Here is a 26,359-nt window from a genome sequence, read left to right as displayed (position 1 = left end):
GATTCGGAGCGCATTTGAGGTTTCACGGCTCGTCGTGATACGAGTGCAACAAGTCGCAAGAGACGCAGAGCTAGAAACAGGGAGCTGACCCATGCGGATGGGAAACTGGAGATTCAACGAACAGTTGGCGATGGAAATCCTGGAAAAAATCATCATCGCCGCCGTGATCCTCGTCGTCACCTGGCTGCTGGCGCGCGCCGCCAAATGGGCCTTCGCCAAGCTGGTCGACAAGGTATCCTTCCTCCAGCACAGCACGTCGTCGGGCGATAGCCTCGGGCTGCAACTTGGCAAGATCGTCAGCCTGCTGATCTGGCTGCTCGGCCTGCTGGCCATCCTGCAGGTCTTCAACCTGGGCGGCGTGATGCGGCCGGTGACGACCCTGCTCGACGATATCATGAGCTTCATTCCGAACCTGATCGGCGCCGGGCTCATCTTCTTCATCGGGTTGATGGTGGCCAAGATCGTGCGCGATCTGACCGTCACGGCACTCCAGACGGTCGATTTCGACAAGTGGATCAATCGCGGCGGGGCGGAAACGCTCACCGGCAATTCGCGCCTGTCCAGCACGATCGGCACGATCGTCTACGCGATCATCGTGATCTTCGTCTCTATCCTCGCGCTCGACGCGTTGAGTCTGGAAAGCGTGTCCGAACCCGCGAGCGACATGCTGGCGATGATCCTCAACGCCATTCCGCGAGTGATCGGTGCGGCTATCCTGCTCGGCATCGGCTATCTGGTAGGCCGCTTTGTGGCGCAACTCATCAAGGAGGTGCTTCCCGGCCTTGGCGTCGATCGCGCGATGACCAGCAGCGAACTGCTCCCGAGCACCACCAGCGCATCCTCGATCATCGCGCGCATCGCGCAGGTCGCCATCGTGCTGTTCTTCGCCATCGCGGCAACGCGCCTACTGAACTTCCCGGAACTGACCCGCATCCTGGACGCGGTTCTCGAACTTGGCGGACGCGTAGTGTTCGGCGCGGTCGTCATCGTCGCCGGCTTCTTCGTCGCGCGACTACTCGCCAATCTCATCGGCGGTACGGGCGGCGGCATGGCGGCGTCCATCGTCAAGTGGGCGGCAATCATACTGTTCACCTTCATGGGCCTGGAGTTCATGGAAGTGGGCGACGATATCGTGCAGACAGCGTTCACCGCCCTGGTTATCGGCGGCGCGGTAGCGGCGGCGCTGGCCTTCGGCCTCGGCGGACGCGAATGGGCCGGTCGCAAGCTGGAGCAGGTGGACAACCACCTCGAGAACCGCTCACCGACGACCACCAGCGGGCCGGTTTCCGCGCGGGTCGAGGGTCGCGACGCCAAGGCCGATCCGAAGGATCTGCCGCCAGGCGCCTGATCGACCGGAGACGCGAAGGGGGCGCGGATCAGCCGGATCCGCGCCCCTTTCTCATGTCACCAAACCTGCGCAATTGCCTTGGTGCGCGTGCACACCTAACGAGAGCGCGATGATCCTTCGCCCCGCCACGCCCGACGATGCGGACGCCCTCTCCCGCCTCGGAAAAGAGAGCTTCTGCGCGGCCTTCGAACATCTGTATAGACCCGCAGATCTTCGCGTCTTCCTCCAGGACGTCTACGCGCGGTCGGTCATCGCCGACGAGATCGCCGATCCGGCCATTACCCATCGTCTCGCCGAGGACGCCGTGGGCGACGGTCTCACCGGTTTCGTCAAGGTCCGTCAGCCGAGCTGGTATGCCCATCATTCCGATGCGGCAAGGCCAATGGGGCTGGGTCAGCTCTATACCGATCCGGCACGGACCGGAGAGGGCATCGGCGCGGCGCTGATGGACTGGGCGATCACGTTCGCCCGGCAACACGATCACGACGCCATCCAGTTGTCGGTATGGAGCGAGAATGACGGGGCGCAGCGGTTCTACGCGCGTTATGGTTTTAGCAAGATCGCCGACATCACCTTTCGCGTGGGCGACCAGCTCGACGAAGAATTTCTGCTCGAACTAGAGCTCTGAGGGCAAAAGCCCCGCTGGTTAAGACGACCTTAGCGATTGCCTGCGCATATGCGGAAGCCGATGGGAGAACTCGCACCTCAACTGCCCGATTTCGAGGCGCCCGCCCGACCGCTGGCCGACGAACTCGTGAACGATCCGGGCATCGATCGCATCCTCAACACCGTGCGCGGACATCTTGGCGTCGATATCGCGTTCGTCGCCCGGTATGTCGAAGGCGAGCAGCGCGAGCTGACCCATGTCAGCAGCGATCTCGACCTGCCGATGGGGCCCGGATATCGCAACCCGCGCGAGGAAGGCTATTGCTGGCACATCCTGAATGGGCGCCTGCCCGAACTGATCCAGGATCCCGCCGATCATCCGCTCTGCGCGACCATGGACATCACCGATTTCCTGCCGGTCGGCTGCCATATCAACACCCCTTTGCGACTGGCGGACGGCACGGTCTGGGGAAGCTTCTGTGCACTGGGCCGTAAGCCCGACCGTTCGATGACGCAGCGCGACCTCGACATCCTGCGCAGTTTTGCCGGGCTGGTAGGCGAACGGATTCAGTCGTCTCTCGAAAGGGAAATGACGCACGAACAGGCCCGCTCCCGCGTCGAGGCGATGCTGGACGGGCATGCGGTGACTATTTTCCAGCAACCGATAGTCGCGCTCGACACCGGGCGGCCGAGGGGTGTGGAATGCCTGTCACGCTTCCCCGATGTTACCAAGCGCGGGCCCGACGCGTGGTTCGAGGATGCCGAACTGGTTGGCCTTGGCACCCAGCTGGAAATGACCGCCGTGCGCTGCGCCCTGGAAACCCTGCCGCATATTCCGGAAGGTGTGTATGCCGCCGTCAACGTCTCTCCCGAAACGGTTGCGAGCGGCACGCTGCGCGCCGAACTGGAACAGTGTGAGCCGGCGAACCTTGTCGTCGAAATTACCGAGCACTGCCAGGTCGCCGACTTTGCCGCGCTCCGGCGCGAGATAGAGGCGATCAAGGCCCATGCGAAAATCGCCATCGACGATGTCGGCACAGGCTATTCCGGCCTGCGCCACATCGTCGACCTGCAACCCGATATCCTCAAGATGGACATGGTGCTGACGCGGGACATACACATGGATCCCGCGCGGCGTGCGATGACAGCCGCGATGGTGCAATTCGCCGGCGATATCGGCTGCACGCTGGTGGCGGAAGGTATCGAAACGGCAGAAGAACTGGACGTGATGAAATCGCTCGGGGTCGATTGCGGGCAGGGTTATTATTTCTCGCGCCCGCTGCCCGTGGTGGCGGCACAGCAATATCTGCTCGGCGCCGGTCGTGCCTCCGACTGACGGCGCCTCAAGCCTCGCCCCGGAGCGCGCGTTGCTGCTCGCGCGTCATTTCCTTCGCCGCGTAGATGTCGCCGCCCTCGATTTGTACCTGCATTCGCTTGCGATCGTTTTCCCGGTAGGTCGCCTCGGCCTCGTCCATCTCCTCTTCGCTGACACCGACCTCTTCCAGTGCCATCAATGCCATGCGGATTGCGGATTCGAACACTTCGCGCATGATATAGCGTGCCGGACCGCCAGCAAGGTCGATGACACTCCGCCGATCATAGCCGCGAACGTAGATGGCGGCTTCGGGGAAGGCGTCGTGGACCGACGCGACGAAGTCTGCATCGGGAACGGAATCAAGGCAGAACATGATGAGCTGCGCCTCCGCCCCGCCGGCCTGGCGCAGCATGTCGAGCCTGAGGCCGTCCCCGAAATAGACCTTGCTGCCGAACTCTTCCGCAACGTCGATCTGGCTTGCCTTGTTGTCGATCAGCGTGACCGTCAGTCCGCCTGCCAGCAGCGTCTGCGCTACCGTCTGTCCGAAGCGTCCGAAGCCGACGATGAGCGCACCGGCGGTTTCGCCATCGGGTTCCTCGCGGGCTTCTTCGCTGGACGCGGGCTCGCGGCGGATGCGACGGGTGGCCATCATCAGGAACGGGGTCGAGGCCATCGACAGGGTAACGATGGCGCCGAACAGGCTGGAGGACGCATCTTCGATCAGCAACGCGGATTCCGCCTGGCTGTAGAGGACGAAGGCGAACTCGCCCCCCTGGCTCAGCAGCAGGCCGAGCGCGAGGGCAGAACGCCACGACATCCTCAAGAGCATTCCCAGCCCGGTTATGATCGCCGTCTTCACCACGATGAGCATGGCGGCAAACCCGATCACGAAGTTCGGATTGTCGGCGATGACATTCAGGTCCAGCATCATTCCGACCGAGACGAAGAACAGCCCGAGCAGCACGGCGCGAAACGGTTCGATGTCGGCTTCCAGCTCGTGCCGGTAGGGGGTATCGGCCAGCATCACGCCCGCCACGAAGGCCCCAAGCGCCGCCGAAAGGCCGAGCGCCTGCATGACGAAGGCGCTTGCGGTGACGGTGAACAGCGCCGCCACAATGAACAGTTCACGCTCTCCCAGCCCCCCGATCAGGCGGAACAACGGGCGAATCAGGAGCCGCCCCGCGGCAATCAGCCCGATGATCGCGCCGATCGTCAGCAGGCCGAGAACCCAGCCCGACGGACCTTCCTCCGCCGCCGGATTGCGGCTCATCGCCGAAACGATCGTGAGCAGCGGAATGATCGAGAGATCCTGGAACAGCAGGATGGAAAAGGCGCGTTCGCCGAACGGCGTTCGCAGCCGCCCCGCCGATTGCAGCATGGGCAGGACCTGCGCGGTGGAAGACAGGCCGAGCGGCAGGCCGATGGCAAGCGCGGCCTGCCAGGTGTATCCGGTCAGGGCCAGGACCGTCGCCGTAACCGCCAGCCCGCAGGCTATCACCTGCGTCAGGCCAAGACCGAAGATCGCGCCTTTAAGGCGCCATAGCCGCGCCGGACTGAGTTCGAGGCCGACGATGAACAGCAGCATCACGATACCCAGTTCCGCGACCGCCGCCATTTCCTCCGCATTGCCGACCAGGCCCAGAACATCCGGCCCGAGCAGCGCGCCGGCCACGAGATAGCCGAGCGTCGCGCCCAGTCCGGCACGGCGAAAGGCAAGCACGGCGACCATCGCGAAACCGAGCATCAGCAACCCGTCGCGAAGCACCAGGCCGGCACCGTGTTCTTCCATGTCCGCCCTCTCCTACCGCCGGCGAAGTGCCGCCAGTCTCACAGCCACTTCCACTTCCAGAACAGGGCCAGTTGCACGCACAGGATCGCGCTGCACAGGCCGACGACGATCCAGAACGCATCGCCATCGTTTACGCCAGGCATTCCGCCGACATTGATGCCGAGCAGTCCGGTGATGAAGCCGAGCGGGAGGAAGATGGCGGCAACGATGGTGAGCAGGTAGTTCGTCCGCTCCGCGCGAGAGGCGGCGCGGGCGCGAATATCGTCCTGAATGACCAGCGCGCTTTCCTTGGAGATGTTGATATCCTCCAGATAGCGGCGCAGCCGGTCTATGCTCTCGGCGATCTCGCGCCTGTCGTCCGCCTCGAACCAAGACGGAGCGGTGCGCGAAATCGTCTCCAGCGCCTCGTGCTGCGGTGCCATGTGGCGCTGTAGAGCGAGGCAGTTGCGCCGAATGGAGGCGATGCGGGCGAGCGTCTTTTCCGGATCGCCGTCCTGCGCGCCGGTCTCGTCCATGTCGTCGATCGCTTCGTTCATGTCGACGATGGAAGCGTTCATGCGGTTGATGAGCGCCTCGACCAGTTCGGTGATGATGCGTCCCGCATCGACCGGTCCGTGGCCCTCGTCCAGGCTCGCGAGAACGTCACGCGGGCTTTGCAGACGATGGCGGCGAAGGGTCAGCACGCGCTCGCCGTCGCTCCACACCTGTAGCGCGACCATATCCTCGGGTTCGGCACCGGGGTTGAAATTGATACCGCGCAACGTGGCGACAAGCGCGGTCCCTTCCCGAAAAGCGCGCGGACGGGTGCTGTCGGAGGTGAGCAGTTCGGCGGTGGGTTCGGGAATGTCCTGCTTTTCCAGCCATTCCTCGATGCCCGGCTTGTTGCGACACAGGTGCAGCCACATAACCTCGCCATCTTCAGCGCGCCGCCATGTTCTGGCCTCATCCCAACCGATAGGGCGCGCCCCGCCCCGCCCATCGAGCACGCGCCCGAAAAGCAACGGGCCGTCCAGCTTCACGTCGTCCGTTTGTTCCATCGCACGCGATCATGGCGTGCCGCGGCGGGCTTGCCTAGTGGGGCATTGCTGCTCTCATCCCTCGCGCCGGGTCATGGGCAGCGTTGGCGCGTAGACCCGCGCGAGACGGGCGGATTCGGCAGGTTCGACGCCGAGTTCGATCAAGGCACGGGCCAGCGCGTCGGCAGGGTCGGTCGCAATATCGGGTTGAACGCCATGACCCTCCCAATCCTCCCCGGTCGCCGGATCATAGGTTCGCCCGATGGGGATGAATGCGGCGAGCCCGCCGGGCAGATCCATGCCGCCGCCGAAATGGTTGGCGCCGGCCGTGGCCGAACCTATCAGCGTGGCCCGCCCCGTCGCCTTCATCGCAAGCGCGAAATGCTCCGCTGCCGACGCGGTGCGCGGACCGGTCAGCAGGATGACGCGCGCATCCCAAAGCCGCGAATCGCCGTTCGGCAGTGCCCAGTGCTCGGCTGTAGCCATGTCCGGCGTTTCGATGCGTCGCAGGGTGGCGAGTTCCTCTTCGGGTACACCGTGCTCGTCCGCCACCGATCGCCGCATCTCCATCCGCACCAGCGGGGTCGGTTCGGCGAACAGCCATTCGAGGATGGCGTCCATTTCCTCCAGCCCGCCGCCGTGGTGGGTCCGAAGGTCGAAGATCAATGCCTCGGCATCGGCGTGATCGGCCATGAACCGTGATACCTCTGCGATGGTGGCAGGGTCTCGGGTAAACTCGTTGATACGCAGGTAGCCGATGCCCGGGGCTATCCAGTCACCCTGTTCGAGCAACGGGATGTCGCTGGCGAAATTCCGTGCGCCACCTTCACCCCGCTCGGGGGCGGGCTGGACACGGAGATGACCATCGGGCGCAACGGCCTGCAGGTCCGCGGTCATCCGCCGTGCAGCATCTTCGCTCGCCAACCCGCGATAGCGACCCTCCGCGATTGCGGCGCGTAACATGGCGGCATAGCGTGCCCCTGCTTCCGGAAAGATGAAATCACTTTCGAGAGTTCGCGCCAGCACGCAGGCGGCGCCATCATTGCCATCGACTAGCGCTTCGCAATCAGGTCCGGCTCGCTGAACCTGTTCCTGGGCGGCGGCGTGGACCCCGGCCGTGCTGGCAAGGAGGGCGGCGAGAGCGAGCGGTCTGAACATGAGGCAACTTTCACAGCGGTCCCGATTTCCCCTTTGCATACGACGGAAGCGATCCCGACACTGTTTACCGACCGGCAACGCTCGGGCCTCGATCAACGGCCTTGTCATTGCCCCTTCATCATGCGCGGCCTATATCGAGCGCCATGTCAGCAGACGCGATCACCAGCATCCGCCCCTGGCGCACGATAGAGCGCCGGCCGTCCCGCCAGATCATGGTGGGATCCGTCGCTGTCGGCGGCGATGCGCCGATCAGCGTGCAGACCATGACCAACACGCCGACGCAGGACGTGGGCGCGACAATCGACCAGATCCGTCGCTGCGAGGACGCGGGTGCGGACATCGTGCGCGTCTCCTGTCCGACGGAGGAAGCGACCGCTCGCTTCGACGAGATCACTCGGGCCGCGAACGTGCCGATCGTCGCCGACATCCACTTCCACTACAAGCGCGCGCTCGAGGCAGCGGACAAGGGCGCCGCTTGCCTGCGCATCAATCCGGGCAATATCGGCAACGACAAGCGCGTCGCCGAGGTCGTGCGGGCAGCGAAGGCCAATGGCTGCGCCATTCGCATCGGTGTCAATGCCGGCTCGCTGGAACGCGACCTGCTGGAAAAGTACGGCGAACCTTGCCCGGAGGCGCTGATCGAGAGCGCGCTCGATCACATCAAGCTGCTGCAGGACCACGACTTTCACGAATACAAGGTGGCGGTGAAGGCATCCGACGTGTTCCTCGCTGTCGCCGCCTATCAGGGGCTGGCAGAGGCGGTCGATTGTCCGCTGCATCTCGGCATTACAGAGGCCGGAGGGCTGATCGGCGGCACGGTCAAATCCTCGATCGGCATGGGCAGCCTGCTGTGGGCGGGTATCGGCGATACGATCCGCGTATCGCTGTCCGCGGAGCCGGAAACCGAAGTGCGCGTCGGGTTCGAGATGCTGAAGGCGCTCGGTCTGCGGACCCGGGGGGTTCGCGTCGTGTCGTGCCCCAGCTGTTCGCGCCAGGGTTTCGACGTCATTCGCACGGTCGAGGCTCTTGAGAAGCGGCTCGAACATATCAAGACGCCGATGAGCCTTTCGGTACTCGGTTGCGTGGTCAACGGCCCGGGCGAAGCGCGCGAGACCGATATCGGCATCACTGGAGGCGGCGCGGGCAAGCACATGGTCTACCTTTCGGGCGTCACCGACCATCACGTGCAATCCGACGACATGCTCGACCACATCGTTGCACTGGTGGAAAAGAAGGCCGCCGAGATCGAGGCCGGCACCGCCATTGCCTTCGATCCCCATGCCGAAGCAGCCGAATAGGCGGAACGCCTCCGGTCCGATACCGTAGGTTGTCAGGTCGCCAACAAAAGCGGAACACTGACATGATCGATGCCGAACATCTGGCTGCCCTGCCCGCGCGCGACGATGAAGGACTGCTGCACGCCTTCATCGAATGTCCGAAGGGTAACACGCACAAGATCGATCTCGACAAGAAGCTTGGCATATTTCGATGGGCGATCGAACTGCCCGAGGGTCTGGCCTTCCCGGCCAATTTCGGCTTCGTACCCGCCACGCTGGCAGAGGATGGCGATGCGCTCGACGTGATGGTGCTGACCGGGGGCGCCCTCCCGTCGGGTACGCTGGTATCGGTCCGACCGGTGGCGATCCTGCGGATGGCGCAGGAGGAAGACGGGGAAATGGTCCGCAACGACCGGCTCGTGGGCGTGCCTCCGTTGAGCCAGACATTCGGCGGGGTGAAGCGGCTCGACCAGCTGCGCGACACGATGATGTGGGAGCTGGGCGTGTTCTTCCGTACCTACAACCAGCTCATCGATCGCAGGATCGAAATACTGGAGCCAGGCAACGAGCTCGAGGCCGAGGAACTTGCCGAAAAGGCCATCGCCGCCAAGGCAGACGCCAGCGACTGAGCAGACATGCTGCACGTCGTTCATCACGTGGATTATATGGCGCCGACGCCAGAGCGCGGCACGTTCAGGTTCGACAAGTATCAGCTGGTGATGATCGCACTGCGCGAAAGCGGATATCCTCTGACCGAGCACGCACCCGATCCATGCCCGCGCGAATGGCTCGAGGCGGTTCACGATCCCCGGTACGTCGAGCAGGTTTTCACCGCCAGCGTCCCACGGGAGAAGGAGCGAAGCATCGGTTTCCCTGTCACGCAGCGCATCGCTGCGCGCGTACGGCACACGAACGGCGGAACCTGGCTCGCCGCGCAACTGGCGATGAAGCACGGCTACGCTGCCAATTCCGCTGCCGGAAGTCACCACGCGCTCCACGATACCGGAGCCGGGTACTGCGTGTTCAACGATCTCGCGGTAACCGCCAATCGCCTGATCGCGCAGGGCGATGCGGGCCACGTGCTGATCGTCGATTGCGATGTGCATCAGGGTGACGGCACCGCAAGCCTGTGCGCCGGGCGCGAGGATATCTTCACACTGTCCATCCACGCGGAGAAGAACTTTCCGGCCCGCAAGGCACGCTCGTGCTGCGATATCGCGCTGCCGGACGGGACGGGCGATGCAGATTACCTCGCTGCTCTGCGCGATTATCTTCCCGCAATCATCGACGATTTCGAACCCGACATCGTGCTGTACCAGGCCGGTATCGACGCGCATGAGGGCGACAGGCTGGGTCGCCTGGCGCTGACCTCGCAAGGGCTCGCCGCGCGCGACCGCCTCGTCATCGGAGAAGCGCGGTCGCGAGGTTTGCCTATCGCCAGTGCGCTGGGTGGGGGATACGGTACGGATCAGCGCGAGGTCGCAGACCGCCACGCCGCCTCCATGCTCGCCTGCGCGAAAGCCAACGCCCTTTACCCGGTGGAAAGTCTTGGCCGCTAGATTCGCGGGCGATGGACTATCGCATACCCCTCGCCTGTGTCCTGATTGCGGGCGGCGCGGTTGGTCTCGCCGTGCCGATGTTCGCCCTGGAGGACGGACTTGCCAGCACGACGGTAGAACCTTCGCCCACTGCTTCTCCGGATGCGATGCTTGCCGCGCTCGGGGACGGCCAGGTTCGTTGGAACGAGGAATTCACGCTCCAACGCCAGGTCGACGGTCATTTCTACGCCGAAGTCAGCATAGACGGCGTTCCGAGCCGGATGCTCGTCGATACTGGCGCCTCGATCGTCGCCCTGACCGGAGAGGACGCGTCCGCCGCCGGCATCTACTGGGATGATCACGCCATCGCGCCGGTTGCGCAGGGTGCCAGCGGCCCGGTGTTTGGCGTGCCCGTCATGCTGCCACGCGTTTCGCTGGGCGCGTTCGAGGCTACGGATGTCGACGCCATCGTGGTGCCGGACGGTCTCGCCATATCGCTGCTCGGTCAATCCTTCCTGTCGACGGTAGACAGGGTCGAGATCGCCGACGATCGCATGATTCTCGGCCAGTAGCGATGACGCGGATGAGCTTCCTGCCGCAGCGCTGGCGCACCAAGAAGGACGCCGCACGTCATGCCGACGCCATCGCCGGCATACTCGACACCCCGCCCATCGCCCCGCGCGAGGACGGCCTCGTCCTCTTCTCGATGATCGGAACGGGCGTGCTGCTGCCCTATCTGGTCGCAGTCAAATCGCTCTGGCAGGAGCTGGGTCGCGGTCGCGTCGCGCTGCTCGACGACGGTTCGCTTACCGCGCAGGATCGGGCGGTGCTGGCGCATCACTGCGGCGACCCGCAGATCGTCTCGATCGGCTCCGTCGATACCGGGTCTTTTCCGCGCGGCGGGTGTTGGGAGCGGTTTCTGACCATCCTCGATCACCGCGCAGGCGAGTACTGGATCCAACTCGACAGCGATACGGTGACGCTCGGTTCCGTGCCCGAAGTGATGCAGGCAGTGACGTCGAATCGCAGCTTCACGCTCCTCGGCGGCGCGGATGCAGGCAAGACCCCGCTCCCCCTCGAGGAATTTGCGACAAGCCGCTACCCCCGCGGACCCGAGGACGGGCATGTGCAGACGCGGATGGAAAGCCGGCTCGGCCAGATCGACAGGAGCGATTGGCGCTACGTACGGGGTTGTGCGGGCTTTGCCGGGTTCGCCGCCGGCGGACCGGGGCGAGGCCTTGCCGCCGCCTTCCTCGCCAGAATGTCGGCGCTTGTCGGTGCCGACGGAATCGCAATTTGGGGCACGGAGCAGATCGCGAGCAATTTTCACATCGCCAACGAACCGCAGCCCGTCTTGCTACCGTACGACCGCTACCTGAATTACTGGGCCGAAAAATTGAGCGCGAAAGCCGCCTTCGTGCATTTCGTCGGCACCCATCGCTACGACAACGGCGCCTATACCGAGGCGAGCCGTTCCGCCATCTGCCGGTTGAAGGCGCGGATTTGAGCGACCATACGGGCACCATTCATCCGCCCGACGGTAGAAAGGTTCGCGTGAACCGACGAAACTTCCTGAACCGTACCTGCGTCGCCGGCGCGGCACTGGCCGCCGCCCCGCGCACCGTCTTCGCGCAGGCTGCGCCCGATGTTCGGACGCGGCGCCTGCTGGACGTTGCCCGGCGCGAGGTGGAGCGCAATGCCGCGACGCTCTGGCGGAGCGATATGGTCGGAATCGCCGATTTCGGTCTCCATTCGTCCCTGCCGCGCTTCCATTTCGTCGATCTGGAAGGGGGCCGCGTCGAGAGCGTCCTCGTCGCCCACGGCAGCGGCTCCGATCCGGAGCATGATGGCTGGCTGAACGGCTTTTCTAATCTGCCGAGCAGCTGGGCGACGAGTAAGGGCGCCTACATAACCTGGGAATGGTACGAAGGGCGCTACGGCACCTCGGTACGGCTCGGCGGACTGGACCCTACCAACGACAACGCCTTCCCCCGCGCCATCGTCATGCATCCGGCCGACTACGTCACACCGGCCCACGTCGCCGAATGGGGTCGCTGCGGTCGTTCGAACGGCTGCTTCGCCTTCGGTCCGGAGGTTTTCCCGCAGGCGCTGACCCGTCTGATGGGGGGGCGGCTCCTCTTCGCCGATACGCTCGGGATCGGGCCCGCCGGAGAAGACGTTACGATGCCTCCGCAGGCGCCAGTCAATTTCGAAACCGTCGCAGCCAGGAACGCATCGCGCGAGAACGGCTGGCAGACTTCTCCCGACGCTCAAGAGGTCGCCGACACCTATCGTCAGGCTAATCCGGCGGTCGTTTTCTGATCTGATCCGTGCGCCGCGAAGCCTAGCTGGTCGTGCTGAACGGGAATATGCCCTCGGAAATGACGCCGATATTGGCTTCGACGTTTCCGATGGTGTCGCAATGGATCAGGCGAGGCGCGGTCCAGGCCTTCTTGCTGGACGAGGCAGGGCGGGTAGATGCATGCATTTCTATGATCTTTCGTGGGTTGAACCTTGGGTCGTTTCCTACCCGCATTCGGTTAACATTGACTGAGCAGGGCCATAGCGGCGCCCCGGGGGGCGTTCGCTGCGACCGCGGCGGTGAGCGCATCTACGTGATCGGGCCGAGGTCGTCTACGATCTCGATCACGTCCTCGCTAGTTTCCCGTGCGCGATTGCCGACCCTGGGGGCATCGAGGGCGGCCAGGACCGGGGCGTCACGATCGTAGATGTCGTCGAAGCGGCGCAGCGTGCCGTCGATATCGGTGCCGAAAGTGAAATAGGTGATGTACACCGGCATCGTCCGTTCGACCGGAACGCGGGTATATTCACCGCTGGTGGAAATCTCCACGGCCTCGTCGCGCGTGGCCCCGCCCCCGAGGATCGCGACAGTCATGGCGAGTTCCAGTGCGCGCTCGGTCCGTATGCAACCGTGGCTGAGTGCGCGTTCGTCACGCTGGAACGCGGCCTTCCCGGGCGTGTCATGCAGGAAGATCGCGTGGGGATTGGGCATGTCGAGCTTCATCACGCCCAGGGAATTGCCCGGCCCGGGTTGCTGAACCACGGTTATGGTGCCGTTCTCGGCCCGTGTCGCGGTGTAGCCGTTGCGCCGCGCCCATGCGGGATTGCCAAGCACCCGGTTCCCCAGCCCCTCTCCCTGCACGATGCTTTGCGGAACGGTCCAGGTGGGATTGAAGATCACACCCTGCACCGTCTCGGCCAGTTGCGGAGTGGCGGTGCGCCCTGGCGCGCCGACAATGGTGCGATAGGTGCGGATAATCTGGTCGTTCACGGTCAGGCGAAGCTGGTATTCGGGCACGTTGGTAATGAGATACTGACCGCCGAGGTCTCGCGCCAGCCACCGCCAGCGATCCATGTTGGCTCGAATGATCCGCCGCTTGTCTCGCTGGCTGGCGGGCGTCTCGGCGAGCGCTGCGCGCAGCTTGGCATAATCGGGATGGGTGGGGTTGAGGGCGCGCAGAACGCCCGCCACGTCGCCTGTTTCCAGCGCCTCGACCATGATGTCGTTGGTGGGGAGAAGATCGGGATCGGGGTCGACCACGAACCATTGGCGACGCGCTTCCATCGGCGTGCGCCCGTCGCGCAGGTCCTCCACAAGCCATGCGAATACGCCGCTCGCCCGCCGGTTCAGGGCTTCACCCGGTCCGCGCGCGATCTCCGCGCGCAAAAGGTCGGGCCGGTAATCCGCGGGATCGAGGCCTTCCGAAGCGATTCCCTCGATAACCGCTGCCAGCCTTTCCGCATTGCGCGGCGACCATTCCATGACCTGCGGGATACGCGGATCGTCCTGCACGACCGGCGCGGATTGGAATGCGGTGTCCCCGCTGGTGACGATCGCAGCGTCCTCGTCCTGCAAAGTATCTTCCGCGAAGACCGTTTGCGCGCCTGGCGACGCCGGCGCGAAAAGGACGGTTGCGAGTCCGGTGAAGGTAAGCGCCACGCGCATGAAAATCGTATCCCTGATGACCTGCGGCAATCCCCGGTTCGGGGAATGCCTGCCGCATATATCAAATTCGCGCGCTTTCGCATGGCTGAATATCGTTCGCGAGACTAATGGCGGCCAGGTGTTGCACCGAGGTTCCGTCCTGATTCCGTTGCTAATCACGATCTTCGCGGTCGCCCTGATGAGCCTGATGGACGCGTTCATGAAAGGCGCCTCGCTTGCGGTCGGCGCCTATAGCGCCGCGACCCTGCGCTCGGTGATCGGTGCAGCGGCTTCCGCGCCCTTCTTCCTCGCAAGGGGCGGGCGCTGGCCCGTTCGCGTGGTTCTGCGGGTCCATTGCATTCGCGGAACGGTGGCGGCGTTCATGATGGTCCTGTTCTTCCATTCACTGACCGTCCTGCCGCTTGCCGTAGCCATCGCCTTGTCCTTTGTCGCTCCGATCATTGCCCTGTTCCTCGCAGCGATCCTGCTCGGCGAAAGCATCGGTCGGCGCGCGATCTCTGCGTCACTTCTCGGCCTCGCCGGCACCGGCGTGATTGTCGCCGGCCAGTTGACGCAAGCGCGTCTGACCTTGCAGACCCTTCCGGGACTTCTCGCCTTGTTGGCATCGGCGCTGCTGTATGCCTGGAACCTGGTGCTGCAACGGCAGCAGGCTTTGCTGGCCGGACCGGTAGAAATCGCAACATTCCAGAACATCGTCGTGACGCTCGTCCTCGGCGTCGCCGCGCCTTTCGCCCTTACCGTTCCCGCCTGGCCCGTGCTTGCCGACATCACGATCGCAGCGTTCCTTTCGGTCTGCGCGTTGATGCTGCTCGCCTGGGCCTATGCGCGGGCGGAGGCGCAGGTGCTGGTCCCGCTCGAATACAGCGGCCTCGTCTGGGCTGCGCTGCTGGGCTGGCTGTTTTTCTCGGAAGGCGTCGACCCCGAGACCGTTGCAGGGGCCGCGCTCATCGTGGGGGGATGCTGGATCGGTGCACCGCGCAAGCCACCTGCGCTCGACGCGATCCAGCCGCCGATGCGGCCTATCAGGCGTCGGGCGAATCGACGGTAACGGTCTCGGTTTCCGGCTCGTGCCCGAACCAGTCGCTGTTGAGCCAGAGCATGCCCGCGCCCGCACCGATAGCCGAAGCCAGCGCCAGCGCGATGGCCATTACCCAGACATTGAGTGGAGGCTGTCTCCTGTCAGGATTGCCCAGCGGCATGCCTATTCCTTTCCAAGGCTGTTTGCGGGAATGGAACAAGCGCAGCGTCCGGTCCGTTCCCCTTTCGACCACTTGACCTAACCCCGCCGAACGCGCAGGTCCGCGGCAAAACCGGCCCGCCGCATTCCGATGCGGGCTGGCAGGACGATATCAGGCACAACAGTCAGCAACAGGACGATCACACCCATGACCCAGGTCGGCGCCAACTCGCTCGATACCCGCAAGCATCTCGACGTCAACGGAAAGACATACGCCTATTACTCGCTGGCTGCGGCGGCGGAGAAGATCGGCGATGTTTCCCGTCTGCCCTTCAGCATGAAAGTGCTGCTGGAGAACATGCTGCGCTTCGAGGACGAGGGTTTCACCGTCGGCGAGGAGCACGTGCGCGCGATCGCCGACTGGGCGAAGAACCCGGTGACGGGAAACGAGATTCAATATCGCCCGGCGCGCGTGCTTCTGCAGGATTTCACGGGTGTGCCCTGCGTCGTCGATCTCGCCGCGATGCGCGATGCCATCAAGGCGCTGGGCGGCGACACGCAGAAGATCAATCCGCAGGTTCCCGTCAACCTTGTCATCGACCACTCGGTGATGGTCGACGAATTCGGCACGCCGCAGGCGTTCGAACATAACAAGGCGCTCGAATACCAGCGCAACGCCGAGCGGTACGATTTTCTCAAATGGGGCGCCAAGAGTCTCGAGAACTTCATGGCCGTGCCCCCGGGCACCGGCATCTGCCACCAGGTCAACCTCGAACACATCGCCCGCGGGGTATGGTCCAGCGAGGACCAGAATGGTGAGCTCACCGCCTATCCCGATACCTGCGTGGGCACCGACAGCCATACAACCATGATCAACGGCCTCGGCGTACTGGGCTGGGGCGTCGGCGGGATCGAAGCCGAAGCCGCAATGCTCGGTCAGCCTATCTCCATGCTGATCCCCGAAGTCGTCGGCTTCCGTCTCGACGGCAAGATGGCCGAGGGGGTGACCGCTACCGACCTGGTGCTGACCTGCGTGCAGATGCTGCGCGAACACGGCGTGGTCGGTCGATTCGTCGAATTCTACGGGCCGGGCGTCTCGAACCTCTCGCTCGCCGACCGCGCGACCATCGCCAACATGGCGCCCGAATACGGCGCGACCTGCGGGATATTCGGCATCGACGACAAGACGATGGACTACCTGCGCCTGACCGGGCGCGACGAGGAAAGCATCGCCCTTGTCGAGGCCTATGCGCGCGAACAGGGCATGTGGTTCGATCCCGAGGCCGAGCCGGTCTTTTCCAGCACGCTGCAACTCGACATGGCGCAGGTCGTGCCGAGCCTCGCCGGACCCAAGCGTCCGCAGGACAAGGTCGCCCTGCCCCAGGTCGACGAACTGTTCAATGCGGACCTCAAGCGTCTGTACGACAAGGATGCGCCCGAACGCGCCCCCGTCGCGGGAACCGATCACGACGTGGGCGATGGCGACGTGGTCATCGCCGCCATCACCAGCTGTACCAACACCTCGAACCCGGACGTGCTGATCGCCGCCGGTCTCGTCGCTCGCAAGGCGCGCGAGAAGGGTCTGGCGCCCAAGCCGTGGGTAAAGACCAGCCTCGCCCCCGGCTCGCAGGTCGTCACCGACTATTTGGAAAAGAGCGGGCTGCAGGACGATCTCGACGCCATCGGCTTCGACCTCGTCGGCTACGGCTGCACGACCTGCATCGGCAACTCCGGCCCGCTGGCCCCGCCGATCAGCGACGCGATCAACAGCAACGATCTGGTCGCGGCGTCGGTGTTGTCGGGCAATCGCAATTTCGAGGGGCGCATCTCGCCCGACGTGCGCGCGAACTTCCTCGCCAGCCCGCCGCTGGTGGTCGCCTATGCGCTGAAAGGCACGGTAACGCAGGATATTACCGAAACGCCCATCGGCCAGGACCGTGACGGCCGGGACGTCATGCTCGCCGACCTGTGGCCGTCCAGCGAGGAAATCGCGGACCTGCGGGCCGCCAACATCGATCGGGGGATGTTCGAGGCACGCTATGCCGACGTCTACAAGGGCGACGCCGACTGGCAGGCGATCGACGTGACCGCGTCCGACACGTACAGCTGGAACCCGTCCAGCACCTATATCGCCAACCCGCCCTTCTTCGACGGGATGGGCAACGAACCCGATCCGATCGGCGATATCGTGGGAGCGAAGCCGCTCGCGGTGCTGGGCGATTCGGTCACGACCGACCACATCAGCCCGGCGGGTTCGATCAAGGAGGACAGCCCGGCGGGCCGCTACCTGCTCGATCACCAGGTGCCCCGCAAGGACTTCAACTCCTACGGTTCCCGGCGCGGCAATCACGAGGTGATGATGCGTGGCACCTTCGCCAACATTCGCATCAAGAACGAGATGGTTCCGGGAGTGGAGGGTGGCTACACGACCTACAAGGGCGAGCAGATGGCGATCTACGACGCCGCCATGAAGCACCAGGCCGACGGAACCCCGCTGGTGGTCGTCGCCGGCAAGGAATACGGCACCGGTTCCAGCCGCGACTGGGCGGCGAAGGGCACGATCCTGCTGGGCGTCAAGGCGACCATCGTGGAAAGCTACGAACGCATCCACCGCTCCAATCTCATCGGCATGGGCGTGCTGCCGTTGCAGTTCAGGGATGGCGACACCCGCAAGACGCTGGGACTGTCGGGCGAGGACACGTTCACCATCAAGGGCCTTGGCGACCTCAAGCCGCGGCAGGATGTCGAGGTCGAAGTCACCCGCCCCGACGGTTCGACCGACAGCTTCACCGCGTTGTGCCGGATCGATACCGAGAACGAGATGGAATACTACAAGAACGGCGGGATCCTGCACTACGTGCTGCGCAAGCTCGCCGCCTGACGCAATGCCGGCGGGCGCGTTTCCGCGATCGAGACGCGCCCGCCATTGGCGGCCCCGAACGCAAAGTGGGGCGACCTGCCCCCAGGCCGCCCCTCCCCCCTTGCTCAATCCGGCGGGCCGATCAGGCGGCGGTGGCCGCCCCGCGATCGCCGTTCCGGTCATCCTTGCGCCGGCGCCGCATGAACACGGCTCCCGCGCCCGCGCCGAACAGCAGCAGCATTCCCGGTGCCGGGACCTGTGTACCCGTGCTGCTCGGCGGCATTTCACCCGATGACGAACTGGTGGACGTACTCGTCGACGTCGATGTCGAGGAGCTTGTCGAACTCGACGTGCTCGACGACGTCGAGGTCGTGCTCGTCTGCTGCTGTTGCTGCTGTTGCTGCTGGTTCTGTTCCTGGCTCTGGTCCTGATTCTGGCTCTGCTCGTTCGAGTTGTTGTTCTCGTTCGAGTTGTTGCTGGAATTGTCGTTGCTGTTGTTGTTCGAGTTGTTGCTCGAATTGTCGTTGGTGTTGGTGTTCTCGCTCGAGTTCGAATTGTCGATGTCGACATTTCCCGAACTGGTCGAGGTCGACGATCCGCCGCTGGAGGTCGAGGTAGAGGAACCGCCCGACGAGGTGGATGTCGAGGTCGACGACCCGGTGCTCGAATTGTCGATGTCGATATCGATGACGGTATCGCCGCCGGTACTCGATCCGGAGGACGATCCGCTCGTCGTCGTGGTGGTGCTGAGATCGACCACCGCCGAGGCGCTGCCGCCGCCTCCGCTGCCGCCGAAGAAGCCGCCGAAGAAGCCTCCGCCGAAACCCCCGGAACCCCCGACCACGACAGGCGCCACGCCGCCTCCGCCCCCGCGCACCGGGGCGGCGGGAAGGGGCGGCAACGGCAACGGCATCGGCGCCGCGACCGCGACTTCCTGCTCGCAGCATTCGCGCTCTATCGTGCGGCGCAGGCGGCGTTCGGCACGCGGCCGGGGCGCGATGGTGCGCTGTGCGACCCGCTGCGTCTTGACATCGACCAGCTCGCCGCCCTCGACCTTGTCGCCCTTGTAGCGGACCTGCGCGGATTGCGGTTCGGCGACGTGGACGGCGCCGCCGCCGACGGCGGCCGCTCCCGCCGCGGCGGCGGTCAGTTTGGCGATGGCCGTGCGTACCGACATGCGCTTGTCTCTCTCTTCAACCTTGGCGGAAAAGATTCGCCCGGCAGGTTGCCGGGGGCTTTCCCCGTTCCTGCTAGAGAGACGTCCCGCACGGCAAATCGCAATGCCGTTAACCCTGATTCCGATCGTTCGAGACAAGAAAAATGGCAGATTTTCGGGCCTTTGCCCGGTTCTGTCCCGATATGGAACCGAATCGAGCCGGCATCGGCCTTAACCATCACCCGCCCGCGTCGAACAAGCCCCCCTGACCGCCATGCCCATCGGTAGGCGCCGGCAGGCCGAGATGGCGCCAGCCCGCATCGTTGAGGCACCGGCCGCGCGCCGTGCGGGCGACCAGGCCGAGCTGGATGAGGTAGGGTTCGATCACCTCCTCCACCGTGTCGCGCGGCTCGGCGAGGCCCGCGGCCAGCGTCTCCACGCCGACCGGCCCGCCCCCGTAGGTGTTGGCGATCATCGAGAGGTAGCGACGATCCATCGCGTCGAGACCGAGCGAATCGATTTCCAGCATGGTCAGCGCGCGGTCGGCGATGGCATCGGTCACGCGGGCCTGGCCCTGCACCTGCGCGAAATCGCGCACCCGGCGCAGCAGGCGACCGGCGACCCGCGGGGTTCCCCGGCTGCGACGGGCGATCTCGCGCGCGCCATCGGGCGCGATCTCCATGCCCAGAAGGCGCGCCCCGCGACTGACGACGCACATCAGTTCGTCCTCGGTATAGAACACCAGCCGCACCGGGATACCGAACCGGTCGCGCAGCGGCGTCGTCAGCAGGCCCTGCCGCGTGGTCGCGCCGACCAGCGTGAAGGGCGGCAGGTCGATCCGCACGCTGCGCGCCGACGGTCCCTCGCCGATGATGATGTCGAGCGCGCGGTCCTCCATCGCCGGGTAGAGCACCTCCTCCACCACCGGATTGAGCCGGTGGATCTCGTCGATGAACAACACGTCGTTCGGCTCGAGATTGGTGAGCAGCGCGGCAAGGTCGCCCGCCTTGGCGATTACCGGCCCGCTGGTGGCGCGAAAGCCGACGCCCAGTTCCTTCGCCACGATCTGCGCCAGCGTGGTCTTGCCGAGGCCGGGCGGGCCGAAGAACAGCACGTGGTCCATCGCCTCGCCCCGGCCCTTCGCCGCCTCGACGAAGACGCGCAGATTCTCCCGCGCCGCTTCCTGACCGACGAATTCGGCCAGCGATTTCGGGCGCAGCGCGGCGTCGGGATCGTCCGGCTGGCGGTCGGGGGTATGGAGGGGTTGATCGGTCAAAACGGATTCACCGGATAGCCGCGCTGTTGCAGGAGGGCGTGGGCGGTCATGGCGGACAGGCTGATCTCCACGCCATCCAAGAATTCTTCCCGCGAGAGGCCCGATCCGGCGGCGCTCTGACCGCAGACGATGACACGCACCTCCTCGTCCAGCATCGCGCGGACCATCGGAGCGGACGCGTTCGCCTCCCCGAAATCGTGCGCGGCGTAGGCCTCGTCGGTCAGCAGGTCGCGCAAGGCGGCGCCGTGAACGACGATGGCGACGCGGATGTTGTCGGGGTCGACCCCGTTCGCCACATGCATGTTGATGAAGCGCGCCGCGCTCTCGATACCGCGATTGCGGCTTCCCGCGTCGGCGGGCTGCGAAACGTCGAAATCCACCGCCAGTTCGGTGTCGGCGGGCAGGTCCACCCCCTCGACCGCGGCGTGCGGGCCGAAATCGGCGAAAACCGGGCCGTTGGCGAAATCCTGCGCCCCGGCCGGGAAGGTCAGGAGCAACGCGGTGCAGGCCGCTGCAATGCATCTCATCATCCGCCCGCCTTCCTCAATGCCATGCGGATCAGGTCCGCTTCGCCCGCGCCCTCGCCCAGTTCGGCGGTCGCATGGGCGACCGCGCTCGCCGCGACGGCGGGCTTGAAGCCGAGGCCCTGCAAGGCCGCTACCGCGTCCGCGCTCGCCCCGCCGGCCGGAGCCACGCCCCTGGTGCCGCCGATTGCACCGCCACCGGGAAGCGCGCCGGCCTTTTCCGCCAGTTCGCTAACGATCCGTCCAGCCAGCTTCGGACCGACGCCTTGCGCCCGCGCCACGCTGGCCGCGTCCCTGGCCGCGCAGGCATCGCGCAATTCGCCGGTGGAGAGCGCGGAGAGGATGGCCAGCGCCACCTTCGATCCCACCCCCTGAACGCCCGACAGCATGCGGAACCAGGTGCGCTCGCCCGCCTCGGCGAAGCCCAGCAGACGCATGTCGTTCTCGCTCACCTGCAAGTCGGTGTGAATGGTGCAGGCATCGCCGCGCGATCCCAGCGCATCCAGCGTCCGAACCGAGCAGTGGACGAGATAGCCCACGCCGCGCACGTCGATCACCGCCCAGTCGGCACCGGCTTCGTCGAGCGTCCCGGTCAGTTTCGCGATCATCCCGTTCCTTTCGCACTGCCGTTCTTGCCCGGCGGGGGCGGTTTGTCCCGCAAGCCCCGCGGCTTGGCCTTGAGCGCGTTTTGTTCCCTGCCCGCCCTGGCCGCCGCGCGCCAGTCTTAAGCGGCAGAAAAATGACGAAGTTGACACTGTGTCAGCCAGGTTTTCCGGACATTTCCCCTTTTATCGGAAGAGTTTACTGGCGTTTCGCGAAGTTGACGGTCTGACGATGGCAATTTCCCACCCCCCGAACCGCGATCCGCCATTCGCCCATGGCGCGCGGTCATCGCGTAGGAAAGGGCCGGGCGGCAATCGCAGGGCAACCCGGCCCCGGCCCCGCACGCAAGGCGGCTCGACACGCCAGCCAGCGCGGCTATGAGCGGAGGCATGAGCTGGAACAGTTTCGGGCGGGTCTTCCGCTTCACCACCTGGGGGGAAAGCCACGGGCCGGCACTGGGCGTGGTGGTCGACGGGTGTCCGCCGGGCATCGCCCTGAGCGAAGGCGACATCCAGCCCTTTCTCGACGCGCGGCGCCCGGGCACCAGCCGCTTCACCACGCAGCGACGCGAGGCGGACGAGGTGCGGATCCTCTCCGGCACGTTCGAGGGCCGGACGACCGGTACGCCGATCAGCCTGATGATCGAGAACACCGATCAGCGTTCGAAGGATTATTCGGACATCGCGAAAGCCTATCGGCCCGGCCATGCCGACTATGCCTATGACGCGAAATACGGCCTGCGCGATTATCGCGGCGGCGGCCGCTCCTCGGCGCGGGAGACGGCGGCGCGCGTGGCGGCGGGCGCGGTGGCGCGGCTGATCGTGCCGGAGGTGACGATCACCGGATGGGTCGAGGCCATCGGCACGCACGCCATCGATTACGACCGCTTCGACGGCTCGGCCATCGGCGATAACCCCTTCTTCTGTCCCGATCCGCAGGCTGCGCGGGAGTGGGAAGGCGTCATCGACGAGACGCGCAAGGCCGGCTCCTCGCTCGGAGCGACCGTGGTGGTGGAGGCGACCGGCGTTCCGGCAGGCTGGGGCGCGCCGGTCTATGCCAAGCTCGATGCCGAGCTGGCGAGCGCCATGATGGGCATCAACGCGGTCAAGGGCGTGGAGATCGGCGACGGCTTCGACGCAGCGCGGCTGAGCGGAGAAGCCAATGCCGATCCCATGCGGCCAGGGGTCGCTGGCGAAGGGCCAGACTTCGCGGCGAACCACGCGGGCGGCATCGCGGGGGGCATTTCCACCGGGCAGCCGGTGCGCACCCGCATCGCCTTCAAGCCGACCAGCTCGATCCTCACGCCGGTCGATTCGGTCACGCGCACGGGCGAGGCGGCGCAGGTCCGCACCAAGGGGCGACACGATCCGTGCGTCGGCATTCGCGGCGTGCCGGTGGCCGAGGCGATGATGGCGCTGGTGCTGGCCGACCAGAAGCTGCTTCACCGCGCGCAGTGCGGAAGGGACGAGGCGTGAGCGAATACCATTCCTACGACCCGGGCGAGGGGCACCGGCTGGCGCACGATCCGCTCAACGCCATCGTCGCGCCGCGACCGATCGGCTGGATCTCGACCGTCAGCGCCGACGGCGTGCGCAACCTGGCCCCCTACAGCTTCTTCAACCTCATCAATTACCGCCCCCCGCTGATTGCCTTCGCATCATCGGGGTGGAAGGATTCGGTTGCCAATGTCGAGGCCACGGGCGCGTTCGTGTGGAACCTGGCGACGCGGGCGCAGGCGGAAGCGATGAACGCCACCTCGGCGCAGGTCGCCGCCGGGGTCGACGAATTCGCGCTGGCCGGTCTCGGCGCCCTGCCTTCCGCGCAGGTGACACCCGACCGGGTCGCGGGCAGCCCGGTGCATTTCGAATGCCGGCTGACGCAGCTGATCCGGCTGCAAAGCAAGGAGGGCGATGCGCTCGACCAGTGGCTGGTCATCGGGGAAGCGGTCACGATCCATATCGATACCGCCCTGCTGGAGGACGGCGTGTACCAGACGGCGCGAGCCCGTCCGATCACCCGGGGCGGCGGGCCTGCGGACTATTTCGAGATTACCGAGGATGCGCTGTTCCGAATGCGGCGGCCAGGCTGACCCCCGGGCCCGGTTGCATCGTCGGCAACACCTGTTGCATTTTTCGAAAGTTCCAGATCGGTGATCGATTATTTCGATACCGACAATCGCTTCAAATCGCTTTTGTGCGTTGCAGCACGCCCTATCTCCGGTCCACGCAGTTTTCACTTCTGACATGGAGATATTCAGCATGGGTACCATCGGGACCACCATCAAGCCGTTCAAGGCCACCGCGTTCAAGGCCGGAGAGGACTTCTTCGAGGTCACGGACGAGGACGTGAAGGGCAAGTGGGCCGTGTTCTTCTTCTATCCGGCGGACTTCACCTTCGTCTGTCCGACCGAACTGGAAGATCTCGGCGAACATTACGACCAGCTGCAGAAGCTCGGCGTCGAGGTCTATGGCGTGTCCACCGATACGCATTTCAGCCACAAAGCCTGGCACGACACCAGCGAGCGGATCGGCAAGCTGAAGTTCCCGTTCCTGGGCGACCAGCTCCACACGCTGTCGAAGAACTTCGACGTGCTGCGCGAGGACATGGGTCTGGCCGACCGGGCGACCTTCGTGGTCGATCCCGACGGCGTCATTCAGATCATGGAGCAGACCTGCGAAGGCGTGGGCCGCAACGCCAACGAACTGGTCCGCAAGATCCGCGCCGCCCAGTACGTTCGCGAGAATCCCGGCCAGGTGTGTCCGGCGGCGTGGGAAGAAGGCAGCGAGACGCTGTCGCCCTCGCTCGACCTCGTCGGCAAGATCTGATGCGCGCCTGACATCAGGTTGCGAGCGGGCACCCCCCACCCCCGCCCGTCTCGCACCGCCCGAACCATCCCGTATGGTGGTCGGGTCGCACAAGGGCCCGGCGCATCCCCCGCTCCGGGCCCTTCACCGCTCTTATCCAGACAGGAAATCCGCCCATGCTCGACAAGGCCATGACCGATCAGCTCAAGACCTATCTCGGCAATCTGCGCGAGCCGGTCGAACTCGTCGCCAGCCTCGGCGACGATCAGAAGTCGGCACAGACGCGCGAACTGCTCGAAGAGATTGCCGCGCTGCATCCCGACGTTTCGGCAAGCTTCGACGGCGACGCTGAACGCCGGCCCAGCTTCGTCATCCGGCGCGCGTCCGATCCGGCACGATGGGTGCGCTTCGCGGGGCTGCCGATGGGGCACGAATTCACCAGCCTCGTCCTGGCGCTGCTATGGGCCGGGGGCCACCCGCCCAGGGTCGATGCCGAGATCATCGAGCAGATCGAGCGGCTGGAAGGCGATTTCGCCTTCGAGATGTATTTCTCGCTATCCTGCCACAACTGCCCCGACGTGGTGCAGGCGCTGACGCTGATGGCGCTGGTCAATCCGCGCATTACCGCCACGCTGATCGAGGGCGGCACCTATCAGGACGAGGTCGAGGCGCGCAACGTGATGGCGGTGCCGGCGACGTTCCTCAATGGCGAGCCGTTCTACAACGGCAAGATGAGCCTGGAGGAGGTGCTGGCCAGGGTCGATACCGGGGCGGGCCGGCGCGCGGCGGAAAAGCTGGCGGCGAAAAAGCCGTTCGAGGTGCTGGTGATCGGCGGCGGACCGGCGGGCGTGGCCGCGTCGGTCTATACCGCGCGCAAGGGCATCCGCACCGGCATCGCCGCCGAACGCTTCGGCGGACAGCTGAACGATACGCTCGGCATCGAGAACCTGCCCGGCACCGAATATACCGAGGGGCCGAAGCTGGTCGCCGATCTCGAACGCCAGGTCGCCGCGCACGATGCCATCGACGCGATGAACCTCGCCCAGGCCAGCCGGCTCGTTCCGGCACGCGAGGCTGGCGACTGGCACGAGGTCCACATGGAAAACGGCGCCGTCCTGAAAGCGCGGTCGCTGATCCTTTCGACCGGTGCGCGCTGGCGGGCGCTGGGCGTTCCGGGAGAGCAGGAGCTGCGCAACAAGGGGGTCGCCTATTGTCCGCACTGTGACGGGCCGCTGTTCAAGGGCAAGCGCGTCGCCGTGATCGGCGGCGGCAATTCCGGCGTGGAGGCGGCGATCGACCTCGCCGGTATCGTCGGCCATGTCACGCTGATCGAATATGACGGCCAGCTTCGCGCGGACGAGGTCCTGCAGAAGAAGCTGCGCTCGCTTTCCAACGTGGACATCCTCACCAGCGCGCAGACGACGCGTATCGCGGGCAAGGACAAGGTCTCGGGCCTTACCTGGAAGCACCGCGAAAGCGGCCAGGAGCACGATCTCGAACTGGAGGGCGTGTTCGTGCAGATCGGCCTCGTGCCCAACACCGAATGGCTGAAGGACAGCGGTATCGCCCTGTCCCGGCACGGCGAGATCGAGGTCGATGCGCGCGGCGGCACCAGCGTGCCGGGCGTGTTCGCCGCGGGCGATTGCACCACCACCCCCTACAAACAGATCGTCGTGGCGATGGGTGAGGGGTCGAAGGCGGCACTGTCGGCATTCGACTACCTGATCCGAAACGAATCGGCCGGAAAGGTCGCGCAGGCCGCCTGACCCCGTGAGCCGATACCGCTTGTCGCGGCCCGCTTCCCCGACCGGGAGGCGGGCCGTTTCGCATGCCGTCGCGACGGGGAAACGCATCATCCGAGAAATGGGTTTTTCGATCAAAGACTACCAACTAATCGATTGGACTAATCACCGCGAACCCGTCACGCTCGCCCTCTATTCCACCC

At 65.2% G+C, this 26,359-nt stretch carries 25 protein-coding genes; 15 read left to right on the top strand and 10 right to left on the bottom strand.

Annotated elements, in window-relative coordinates:
* Positions 1-91 precede the first annotated feature (91 nt).
* The 3 genes from EG799_RS09755 (at position 92) to EG799_RS09745 (ending at position 3,290) form a co-directional block, all read left to right on the top strand.
* A complete protein-coding gene (locus EG799_RS09755; RefSeq protein WP_123880718.1) occupies positions 92-1,348 on the top strand; it encodes a mechanosensitive ion channel in 1,257 nt (418 codons plus the stop codon).
* A gap of 109 nt (positions 1,349-1,457) precedes the next feature.
* Positions 1,458-1,976 (top strand): GNAT family N-acetyltransferase, encoded by a 519-nt coding sequence (locus tag EG799_RS09750; RefSeq protein ID WP_123880716.1) that lies wholly within the window; start codon positions 1,458-1,460, stop codon positions 1,974-1,976.
* A gap of 60 nt (positions 1,977-2,036) precedes the next feature.
* Entirely contained in the window at positions 2,037-3,290 is a 1,254-nt protein-coding gene (locus tag EG799_RS09745) for a sensor domain-containing phosphodiesterase (RefSeq protein ID WP_158611057.1), read from the top strand.
* Between the two features lie 7 nt (positions 3,291-3,297).
* On the opposite strand, the gene EG799_RS09740 is transcribed toward EG799_RS09745, so the two are convergent.
* The 3 genes from EG799_RS09740 to EG799_RS09730 are packed head-to-tail and all read right to left on the bottom strand — an operon-like array spanning position 3,298 to position 7,232.
* The gene (locus EG799_RS09740; RefSeq protein ID WP_123880712.1) at positions 3,298-5,058 is read right to left on the bottom strand and encodes a cation:proton antiporter domain-containing protein; all 1,761 of its coding nucleotides are present in this window, start codon (positions 5,056-5,058) and stop codon (positions 3,298-3,300) included.
* Positions 5,059-5,096: 38 nt separating this feature from the next.
* Positions 5,097-6,095 (bottom strand): zinc transporter ZntB, encoded by a 999-nt coding sequence (locus EG799_RS09735; protein WP_123880710.1) that lies wholly within the window; start codon positions 6,093-6,095, stop codon positions 5,097-5,099.
* 54 nt (positions 6,096-6,149) lie between these two features.
* On the bottom strand, positions 6,150-7,232 hold the full coding sequence (locus EG799_RS09730) for a S41 family peptidase (RefSeq protein WP_158611056.1): 1,083 nt from the start codon (positions 7,230-7,232) through the stop codon (positions 6,150-6,152).
* 158 nt (positions 7,233-7,390) lie between these two features.
* Here EG799_RS09730 and ispG point away from each other — a divergent pair, with 158 nt between their 5' ends.
* From ispG to EG799_RS09700, 6 genes are all read left to right on the top strand, one after another.
* A complete protein-coding gene (ispG, locus tag EG799_RS09725; RefSeq protein WP_123883014.1) occupies positions 7,391-8,530 on the top strand; it encodes a flavodoxin-dependent (E)-4-hydroxy-3-methylbut-2-enyl-diphosphate synthase in 1,140 nt (379 codons plus the stop codon).
* 62 nt (positions 8,531-8,592) lie between these two features.
* Entirely contained in the window at positions 8,593-9,138 is a 546-nt protein-coding gene (locus tag EG799_RS09720; protein ID WP_123880706.1) for an inorganic diphosphatase, read from the top strand.
* A 6-nt stretch (positions 9,139-9,144) separates the two neighbouring features.
* Positions 9,145-10,068, top strand: a complete 924-nt coding sequence (locus EG799_RS09715; RefSeq protein ID WP_123880704.1) for a histone deacetylase family protein — start codon at positions 9,145-9,147, stop codon at positions 10,066-10,068.
* A gap of 11 nt (positions 10,069-10,079) precedes the next feature.
* Positions 10,080-10,619 carry a retropepsin-like aspartic protease family protein gene (locus EG799_RS09710; protein ID WP_123880702.1) on the top strand — a complete coding sequence of 180 codons (540 nt, stop codon included), beginning with the start codon at positions 10,080-10,082 and terminating at the stop codon, positions 10,617-10,619.
* Between the two features lie 11 nt (positions 10,620-10,630).
* Positions 10,631-11,554: a hypothetical protein gene (locus EG799_RS09705; RefSeq protein ID WP_148085432.1), complete on the top strand. Its 924-nt coding sequence runs from the start codon at positions 10,631-10,633 to the stop codon at positions 11,552-11,554.
* Positions 11,551-12,369, top strand: a complete 819-nt coding sequence (locus tag EG799_RS09700; RefSeq protein WP_234029102.1) for a murein L,D-transpeptidase catalytic domain-containing protein — start codon at positions 11,551-11,553, stop codon at positions 12,367-12,369. Before EG799_RS09705 ends, EG799_RS09700 begins: the two co-directional genes overlap by 4 nt.
* A gap of 22 nt (positions 12,370-12,391) precedes the next feature.
* Here EG799_RS09700 and EG799_RS14010 read toward each other — a convergent pair whose 3' ends face one another.
* Together EG799_RS14010 and EG799_RS09695 are read right to left on the bottom strand one after the other, a co-directional pair.
* Complete coding sequence (locus tag EG799_RS14010; protein ID WP_158611055.1) at positions 12,392-12,535, bottom strand: hypothetical protein; 144 nt, start codon at positions 12,533-12,535, stop codon at positions 12,392-12,394.
* Positions 12,536-12,658: 123 nt separating this feature from the next.
* A complete protein-coding gene (locus EG799_RS09695) occupies positions 12,659-14,014 on the bottom strand; it encodes a L,D-transpeptidase family protein (RefSeq protein ID WP_123880696.1) in 1,356 nt (451 codons plus the stop codon).
* Between EG799_RS09695 and EG799_RS09690 the strand changes: the two genes are divergently transcribed.
* Positions 14,013-15,062 carry a DMT family transporter gene (locus tag EG799_RS09690; protein ID WP_234029101.1) on the top strand — a complete coding sequence of 350 codons (1,050 nt, stop codon included), beginning with the start codon at positions 14,013-14,015 and terminating at the stop codon, positions 15,060-15,062. The two genes, EG799_RS09695 and EG799_RS09690, sit on opposite strands and share 2 nt — an antisense overlap.
* Here EG799_RS09690 and EG799_RS14005 read toward each other — a convergent pair.
* Positions 15,037-15,213 (bottom strand): hypothetical protein, encoded by a 177-nt coding sequence (locus tag EG799_RS14005; protein ID WP_158611054.1) that lies wholly within the window; start codon positions 15,211-15,213, stop codon positions 15,037-15,039. The two genes, EG799_RS09690 and EG799_RS14005, sit on opposite strands and share 26 nt — an antisense overlap.
* A 186-nt stretch (positions 15,214-15,399) precedes the next feature.
* On the opposite strand from EG799_RS14005, the gene acnA reads away from it, so the two are divergent.
* Positions 15,400-18,072, top strand: a complete 2,673-nt coding sequence (gene acnA, locus EG799_RS09685; RefSeq protein WP_123880694.1) for an aconitate hydratase AcnA — start codon at positions 15,400-15,402, stop codon at positions 18,070-18,072.
* Between the two features lie 121 nt (positions 18,073-18,193).
* Here the strand turns inward: acnA and EG799_RS09680 are convergent, their stop codons facing one another.
* From EG799_RS09680 to ruvA, 4 genes are all read right to left on the bottom strand, one after another.
* Positions 18,194-19,228, bottom strand: coding sequence for a PEP-CTERM sorting domain-containing protein (locus tag EG799_RS09680; RefSeq protein WP_123880692.1), 1,035 nt, complete (start codon positions 19,226-19,228; stop codon positions 18,194-18,196).
* A 217-nt stretch (positions 19,229-19,445) separates the two neighbouring features.
* Positions 19,446-20,483, bottom strand: a complete 1,038-nt coding sequence (gene ruvB / locus EG799_RS09675; protein ID WP_123880690.1) for a Holliday junction branch migration DNA helicase RuvB — start codon at positions 20,481-20,483, stop codon at positions 19,446-19,448.
* Complete coding sequence (locus EG799_RS09670) at positions 20,480-21,013, bottom strand: DsrE family protein (protein ID WP_123880688.1); 534 nt, start codon at positions 21,011-21,013, stop codon at positions 20,480-20,482. The genes ruvB and EG799_RS09670 overlap by 4 nt, the downstream gene beginning before the upstream one ends.
* The gene (gene ruvA / locus EG799_RS09665; RefSeq protein ID WP_123880686.1) at positions 21,010-21,615 is read right to left on the bottom strand and encodes a Holliday junction branch migration protein RuvA; all 606 of its coding nucleotides are present in this window, start codon (positions 21,613-21,615) and stop codon (positions 21,010-21,012) included. The genes EG799_RS09670 and ruvA overlap by 4 nt, the downstream gene beginning before the upstream one ends.
* A gap of 384 nt (positions 21,616-21,999) precedes the next feature.
* Here ruvA and aroC point away from each other — a divergent pair, with 384 nt between their 5' ends.
* The 4 genes from aroC (at position 22,000) to ahpF (ending at position 26,180) form a co-directional block, all read left to right on the top strand.
* Positions 22,000-23,085 carry a chorismate synthase gene (aroC, locus tag EG799_RS09660; protein ID WP_123880684.1) on the top strand — a complete coding sequence of 362 codons (1,086 nt, stop codon included), beginning with the start codon at positions 22,000-22,002 and terminating at the stop codon, positions 23,083-23,085.
* On the top strand, positions 23,082-23,699 hold the full coding sequence (locus EG799_RS09655) for a flavin reductase family protein (RefSeq protein ID WP_123880682.1): 618 nt from the start codon (positions 23,082-23,084) through the stop codon (positions 23,697-23,699). Before aroC ends, EG799_RS09655 begins: the two co-directional genes overlap by 4 nt.
* A 169-nt stretch (positions 23,700-23,868) precedes the next feature.
* Positions 23,869-24,435, top strand: a complete 567-nt coding sequence (gene ahpC / locus EG799_RS09650) for an alkyl hydroperoxide reductase subunit C (RefSeq protein WP_123880680.1) — start codon at positions 23,869-23,871, stop codon at positions 24,433-24,435.
* A 155-nt stretch (positions 24,436-24,590) separates the two neighbouring features.
* Positions 24,591-26,180, top strand: a complete 1,590-nt coding sequence (gene ahpF / locus EG799_RS09645) for an alkyl hydroperoxide reductase subunit F (protein WP_123880678.1) — start codon at positions 24,591-24,593, stop codon at positions 26,178-26,180.
* The last annotated feature ends 179 nt before the right edge of the window (positions 26,181-26,359 follow it).

This window comes from Aurantiacibacter spongiae (assembly GCF_003815535.1).
Lineage (GTDB): Bacteria > Pseudomonadota > Alphaproteobacteria > Sphingomonadales > Sphingomonadaceae > Alteraurantiacibacter > Alteraurantiacibacter spongiae.
The sequence above is the reverse complement of the archived record's forward strand: the minus strand, read 5'-3'. Positions and strand labels throughout refer to the sequence as shown.

Excerpts from the sequence above, each read along its gene's own strand:
- EG799_RS09755 (WP_123880718.1), top strand. The coding sequence starts at position 92 with ATGCGGATGGGAAACTGGAGATTCAACGAACAGTTGGCGATGGAAATC.
- EG799_RS09750 (WP_123880716.1), top strand. The coding sequence starts at position 1,458 with ATGATCCTTCGCCCCGCCACGCCCGACGATGCGGACGCCCTCTCCCGC.
- EG799_RS09745 (WP_158611057.1), top strand. The coding sequence starts at position 2,037 with ATGGGAGAACTCGCACCTCAACTGCCCGATTTCGAGGCGCCCGCCCGA.
- EG799_RS09740 (WP_123880712.1), bottom strand. The coding sequence starts at position 5,058 with ATGGAAGAACACGGTGCCGGCCTGGTGCTTCGCGACGGGTTGCTGATG.
- EG799_RS09735 (WP_123880710.1), bottom strand. The coding sequence starts at position 6,095 with ATGGAACAAACGGACGACGTGAAGCTGGACGGCCCGTTGCTTTTCGGG.
- EG799_RS09730 (WP_158611056.1), bottom strand. The coding sequence starts at position 7,232 with ATGTTCAGACCGCTCGCTCTCGCCGCCCTCCTTGCCAGCACGGCCGGG.
- EG799_RS09720 (WP_123880706.1), top strand. The coding sequence starts at position 8,593 with ATGATCGATGCCGAACATCTGGCTGCCCTGCCCGCGCGCGACGATGAA.
- EG799_RS09715 (WP_123880704.1), top strand. The coding sequence starts at position 9,145 with ATGCTGCACGTCGTTCATCACGTGGATTATATGGCGCCGACGCCAGAG.
- EG799_RS09710 (WP_123880702.1), top strand. The coding sequence starts at position 10,080 with ATGGACTATCGCATACCCCTCGCCTGTGTCCTGATTGCGGGCGGCGCG.
- EG799_RS09705 (WP_148085432.1), top strand. The coding sequence starts at position 10,631 with ATGAGCTTCCTGCCGCAGCGCTGGCGCACCAAGAAGGACGCCGCACGT.
- EG799_RS14010 (WP_158611055.1), bottom strand. The coding sequence starts at position 12,535 with ATGCATGCATCTACCCGCCCTGCCTCGTCCAGCAAGAAGGCCTGGACC.
- EG799_RS09690 (WP_234029101.1), top strand. The coding sequence starts at position 14,013 with ATGAAAATCGTATCCCTGATGACCTGCGGCAATCCCCGGTTCGGGGAA.
- EG799_RS09695 (WP_123880696.1), bottom strand. The coding sequence starts at position 14,014 with ATGCGCGTGGCGCTTACCTTCACCGGACTCGCAACCGTCCTTTTCGCG.
- EG799_RS14005 (WP_158611054.1), bottom strand. The coding sequence starts at position 15,213 with ATGCCGCTGGGCAATCCTGACAGGAGACAGCCTCCACTCAATGTCTGG.
- acnA (WP_123880694.1), top strand. The coding sequence starts at position 15,400 with ATGACCCAGGTCGGCGCCAACTCGCTCGATACCCGCAAGCATCTCGAC.
- EG799_RS09680 (WP_123880692.1), bottom strand. The coding sequence starts at position 19,228 with ATGTCGGTACGCACGGCCATCGCCAAACTGACCGCCGCCGCGGCGGGA.
- EG799_RS09670 (WP_123880688.1), bottom strand. The coding sequence starts at position 21,013 with ATGATGAGATGCATTGCAGCGGCCTGCACCGCGTTGCTCCTGACCTTC.
- ruvA (WP_123880686.1), bottom strand. The coding sequence starts at position 21,615 with ATGATCGCGAAACTGACCGGGACGCTCGACGAAGCCGGTGCCGACTGG.
- aroC (WP_123880684.1), top strand. The coding sequence starts at position 22,000 with ATGAGCTGGAACAGTTTCGGGCGGGTCTTCCGCTTCACCACCTGGGGG.
- ahpC (WP_123880680.1), top strand. The coding sequence starts at position 23,869 with ATGGGTACCATCGGGACCACCATCAAGCCGTTCAAGGCCACCGCGTTC.
- ahpF (WP_123880678.1), top strand. The coding sequence starts at position 24,591 with ATGCTCGACAAGGCCATGACCGATCAGCTCAAGACCTATCTCGGCAAT.